The organism is Micromonospora globispora (assembly GCF_003857015.1).
GTDB classification, from domain to species: domain Bacteria; phylum Actinomycetota; class Actinomycetes; order Mycobacteriales; family Micromonosporaceae; genus Micromonospora; species Micromonospora globispora.
Map to the genome: position 1 here is coordinate 1 of NZ_QGGF01000055.1, position 5,404 is coordinate 5,404.

The 5,404-nt window shown below is 70.4% G+C and carries 4 protein-coding genes and 1 pseudogene; 4 read left to right on the top strand and 1 reads right to left on the bottom strand.

The annotated features are described in order from the left end of the window. Positions 1-145: 145 nt before the first annotated feature. Positions 146-916 (bottom strand): aldehyde dehydrogenase family protein, encoded by a 771-nt coding sequence (locus tag DKL51_RS01655; RefSeq protein WP_109945281.1) that lies wholly within the window; start codon positions 914-916, stop codon positions 146-148. A 508-nt stretch (positions 917-1,424) separates the two neighbouring features. On the opposite strand from DKL51_RS01655, the pseudogene DKL51_RS37035 reads away from it, so the two are divergent. The 4 genes and pseudogenes from DKL51_RS37035 to DKL51_RS01675 all read left to right on the top strand — a co-directional run. Further along, positions 1,425-1,562 (top strand): annotated as a pseudogene (locus DKL51_RS37035) (DUF5994 family protein); the annotation flags it as partial. 192 nt (positions 1,563-1,754) lie between these two features. Beyond that, positions 1,755-1,928, top strand: coding sequence for a hypothetical protein (locus tag DKL51_RS36060; protein ID WP_165823147.1), 174 nt, complete (start codon positions 1,755-1,757; stop codon positions 1,926-1,928). 403 nt (positions 1,929-2,331) lie between these two features. Continuing rightward, positions 2,332-2,520: a hypothetical protein gene (locus tag DKL51_RS01665; RefSeq protein ID WP_109945282.1), complete on the top strand. Its 189-nt coding sequence runs from the start codon at positions 2,332-2,334 to the stop codon at positions 2,518-2,520. Positions 2,521-3,795: 1,275 nt separating this feature from the next. Further along, the coding region (locus DKL51_RS01675) for an ATP-binding SpoIIE family protein phosphatase (protein WP_123809761.1) at positions 3,796-5,404 on the top strand (1,609 nt) is incomplete at its 3' end.

The following is a 5,404-nucleotide window of genomic DNA, read 5'->3' on the forward strand; positions in this document are numbered from 1 at the left end:
ATCACTTAATCGACGTACCCGAACCGGCTCTGCCACCCCGACAGCCTGACGGCCCCACGCCGGCCCAGCCCTTCACTCAGGCCGGCGTGTCACCAACACCGCCAACGTTTGTGGTCAGAGCACTAGCAGGATGATCCGATGCGGATCACCCCACGCCTCGTGGCGTCCTTCCGCGTGCCGGCGACCACCCCTCGCATATCCGGTGTCCCCACACCGCGCACACGCCCGCCATCCAACGGTGGCCGCACCGCCGCGTCGTCGTGACCCGCCGGACGACGAGCTGACGGCGTACGACCTCGACCGGCTCCTCGCCGGCGACGACACTCCCGCCGCCCGGTTCCCCGCGCCCTGGCCCCCACCGGCGGGCGGAATCGATGCGGTGAGGAGCGCCGAGGGCGGAGACCGGGTCGACGAGCCACGCCCAGGCTGCCGCGCCGCCGGCTGATCCGACTCGCCCACCTGCCATGCGGTCGAAGAAGTACCCGGTGCCGGGCAGGGGCCGTCCTCCGGTGAGCAGGGTGGCGCCGGCGGCGAGGGAGTCTTCGACCTGTCGCTGGATGCCATCACGCAGATCAGCGCGGGCCACCGGGCCGATGTTCGTGCGCGGGTCGGTGGGGTCGCCGACGATCAGGGCCCGAGTGGCAGCGACGAAGGCGGCGGTGAACTGCTCCGCGATGGGCGCCTCGACGATGAACCGCTTGGCGCACACGCAGCTCTGGCCGGCGTTGGTGAACCGGGCCTTGACCGCCGCGGCGGCTGCAGCCTCGACGTCGGCGAGTACCACGAAGGCGTCCGACTCGCCCAGCTCGAGCACGGACTTCTTCACCGCGCGGCCGGCCGCTGCTCCCACCGCCGCGCCGGCGCGGTCGCTGCCGGTCAGCGGCCTCGGTGTTCGGGTCCTGGCGAACCCGGCCATCTCGCGCGCTGCGCGTCGTCGGGCGGGCGCCGACCACGGACCGTTCGGGGTGAGCCCCGGCCCCTATCGCGGCGTCACCGATCTGACCGGCCCGGACAGGCGTAGGCTGGGGCCATCCGGGAATCGACGACATCCCACTCCTGAGGTGCCCGCCACGCCGGCTCCGCCCGAGGGGATGCCATGTTCGTACCCGAACGCACCCGATCCGCAGCGACCCGACCGACCTCCGACCGTCGGAGCATGGGGAAGCACTCCCCCTTCCACGGGGCCGGGGGCCGTTGACCCGCGCCGGCGCGACCCGGATCGGCGTCCGCGCCACGGCGCGGCGCTCGCGATCGTCGCCATGGTGATCCGCACCGCCCGCATCACCCAGCTGCGGCGCCGCCACTGAGCGGGGCAACCGACGACCCGGCCGGACGGGTCGGCGAACCGACACCCGCCCGGCGGATGGCGCGATTCCGCGCACGACCCCACCGCTACGCCGCGGTCACGGCGATAAGGATCCAACATGACGCCATCGACCAACGCCCTCGCTCCCCCATCGCCGCCATCGACGCCGCGCCTGCGGATCGAACCGACCGGGTCCGCGCGCACGCTGTTCGACGGCGGCTGGTGGCCCCGCTCGACAGATCCGCTCGCGGAGCTGCCCGCCCTCGTCCTCGGTGGCGGCCGTCTCCGCACCGCCCCCGGCGACCTTGCCGCGGTCGCTTCCCGCATAGCCGACGCTGGACCGGCCGGACACTCCGCGCCAACGGAACCGGCGTCCGCGCCGACAGCACCTCCGCCGAGGCAGCGAAGGACCGACGATCTTCCCACCATCGCCACCGAGGAGCAGATCATGACAATCGACCGGCACACTATCGTCTCCGCGCTGCGTCGGCGCGGCCAGCACACCAGGGCCGACTGGGTCGAGCGGGAGCTGCCGGAGCAGGTCGACACCACCCGGCACGCCGGGCTGCTCGCGACCCTGCGTCTCGACCCCGCCGAGCTCGGCGAGTCGACAGCTCGGTGAGAGTGGCCCTGCTGGGACCGGTGGCCTGGCGGACGCCGTCGCGCCGCTACGGCCCGTCGGAACAGGTGACCGGCCTCCCGGCCGAGGGGCTCGTCGCGCGGCGCGATCGTCGCCCAGCCTGACCGGCTCCTACCGGCACGAGCCGGCCTGTCACGACCTCAGGCACACGGGAAGGCAACACACGGATATCCTTGTTCGCCGCAGTGTTGACCCGGGTCCACGCCTGGCGGACCAACCCGCACCGTTCGTCGCCATCGCTGCCCTCGTCGGCGAGATCCAGCGCACGCCTGGAGCAGCGCCCCGCCGCGTCGACCGGTTCCTGACGAGCCGACGTCATCCCGGTCGCCGGGACTGAACTGCCTTCATGTCGAACCGAACAGCAGTACCAACGGAGATTACCCCCATGCGCTACCTCAGCGACGTCAACCTGCGCGCCGTACTCAACGTCCTCATCAGCCGGTCCGGTGGTGCTGTAGAGATCAGCAACGAAGAACTGTACGACGCGATGCTGCCAGACCACAGCCACGGCGAACGCGTGCTCATCGAGGAAACAGAGACCGGACTCCGACTGTCCATCGTTGCTCGCCCGTAGGCCGGGCCGCGAAACGTCAAAGCCGCCAGGTCCCCGGACCGCGCGTCGCCGAATCATCGGCGAGCGTTGATCTCCGGTTCGCCGCCCTACTGACCGCAGAACCTGCGGATTTCGCGCGACCGGTGAGCCCGCCTGGCGACTCTCGGTGAGCGTACACGGACAACGCTGTGCGCGCGAACGAGAATAGGGAACTCGCCTGGCCACGGAACAATTACCAAGTCCAGTGCCAATTCGACGTCGGCATGGCTCGGCATCAGCACGGTCCTTTTTGCAACTACGCCGTGTGATAAGCGTTCGGCTCAGTGGCACGCCGGCCAATTGTGCCGCTTCAGTGGCCAGCAGATGCCGTCGGTAGGGCGTTTGACGGGGATTGCGCGGCCGGGGAATCGGGACATGATCCCTGCCCGGACACAGGTGGGAGATGGCACCTCCGCCAAAGCTGGTGAACCCGATGAGCGACCTCGCGTCGCTGTGCAACCTCACCTCGGCATCGATTACGGATCAGCCTGGCTTGGTTACCCCACGCCCCGACTGGGTCCGGTCCTCAGGTCGCAGTACGAGGTGGCAGCCGACTACCTGGCCGAGCGCTACTAACAGTTCTTCATCCTCGCCCTCGGCGATCTCCTCCTCGTCACCAGCCTCACCTACGCCGACAACGAGCTCACGGCCGATCGGACCGGGGCGCTCCTGGTCGCGTTCGCCACCACAGTGCTGCGGACCTGCGTTGTTCCTCGCCGGGCGGGCCCGATTCGAATACGTGGTATTCAGCCGGGTGTCGCCGTCCCGGCTGGTCGGGCTGCTCGTGCTGGCCGTCGCCGCACCCGCGATGCTGCTCGTACCCCGCACTGTGGTCGCTGTCGTGGGCACCCTCGTACTGGCCGGCATCGCCTCCGCGGACGCCGTTCGTGCCCGTGGACGCCCACCCGAGCCACCATCACCCGCCCTCCAGGCCCAACGCTTCCCAAGCGAGGCCAGGCTGCCGGCTTCGCCGGCGCGGCGGAGTCCCCCTCCGGGCGGGGATAGGCAGCACAGTCGCGGCAGAGGGCGCCCGACGTGACGTGCACGATGTCAGGGGCCGCCCGCGTCGACGTACAAGCGTGCCGATGATCTTGACGTCCTTGTCCAGCTCGGTAAAGCTCACCGGGCCACCAGTGACGCGGGCTGACCACCAACGCGGCGCCCGCCGAGATGTGGACATACAGGTGGATTGAACCAGGATCAGGGTAGGTATGACATCGTGCGGCCAGTTCCGGGCCAGACAAGGGGCAACGGTCAGTGGCAGAAGCGAATCAACACTGGTCCTCGGGCGATCCCCGGAAGGTCCTCGACGCATTCGAGCAGCTCCCCGGGTTCGTGTGGGTCTTCGAGGGCCCCGACCTGCGGGTGGTGGCCGCGAACCCGGAGGTGCGCGCCGCCGTCGGCAATCGCAGTGACCTGATCGGCGAGCCGTTCAAGCAGGCGGTGCCGGAACTCGCCGGCCAACACATCTTCGAACTCCTCGACCAGGCCCTGCACGGCACCCGCACCCAGGGCTACGAGCAGCGGATCCTGACAGACCGGCACGGAGACGGGAAGCTGGAGGAAACGTTCTACACCTTTGACATAGCCCCCTGGCGCGACCCGGGCGGGTCGATCCACGGTGTCATCGTGCAGGCCGTCGACGCCACCGACGTGGTGACCGCCCGACGCGCCGCCGAGTCTGCCGCCACCACCTCCGAGCAGCGCTACCGCCGCGCAGCCGACCTGATCTTGGAGCTCCAACGCAGCCTGCTGCCCGAGGTCCTGCCCGTCCTGCCCCGGGTTCAGGTCGCCGCCCACTACCTGGTCGCCGGTAGCGACCTCGTCGCCGGCGGCGACTGGTTCGACGTCGTTCCCCTGCCCGACGACCGCATCGCCCTGACCGTCGGCGACGTCGTCGGGCACGGCGCCGCCGCCGCGGCGGCGATGGGCCAGCTACGCACCGTCGCCCTGCAGGCGCTGCGCTCCGGCAGCACCCTGTCTCAGACGCTGGCCGTCCTTGATGACTTCGCCGGCCACAGCCCTGCCACCCGCGCGGCCACGACCTGCATCGCGGTGCTCCACCCGGTGACGGGCACCCTGGAGGTCGCCAGCCACGCCCATCCTCCGCCGCTACTGGTCGACGCCGCCGGCAACACCACATTCATGCCCCTGACCCCGGCGAGTCCGCTCGGTACGCGGTCCGACCCGGCCACCGTCCACACCACCCGACTCACCGCAGGGGACGTCGTACTGCTCTACACCGACGGCCTGATCGAACGACCCCACCGCAGCCTGCGCGAGGGCGCCCACTCCCTGGCCACCGCCGCTTCAGCGGCCCGGCACGACACTCTCCACGAGAACACCACCGTTCCCGACCGGCTGCCCGACCGGATCTGCACGCTCGTCACCGAACGCCTCATGCTCGCCGACGGCGGCTACCGCGACGACATCACACTCCTGGCCGCCTACCTCCTGCCCGAACCCGTCACACCCCTGCATCTCACCCTGTCCGCCGAGCCGACCGCGTTGCGCCCGTTGCGCCGGCAGCTGACGGATTGGCTGAGCACGATCGGCGCCAGCGCACAGGACACGAGCGACCTCATTCACGCCCTGGGAGAAGCAGCCGGCAACGCCATCGAACACGCCCAGTCATCCGACACGCCCGCGGCCTTCTCCGTGGACGCCGTCCTGGACGATGACGGCGTCGTTCACCTCACCTGCGCCGACCGGGGACGATGGCGCCCAGCGGTGCCCGATCCCGGAGGGCGCGGTCGCGGACTGGCGATGATCCGAGGTCTCGTCGACCACCTGGACGTCGTCCGCACCGACGTCGGCACCAGCCTCCACATGCGCCACCGCCTCGGTCGCCCGACCACCGTGACCG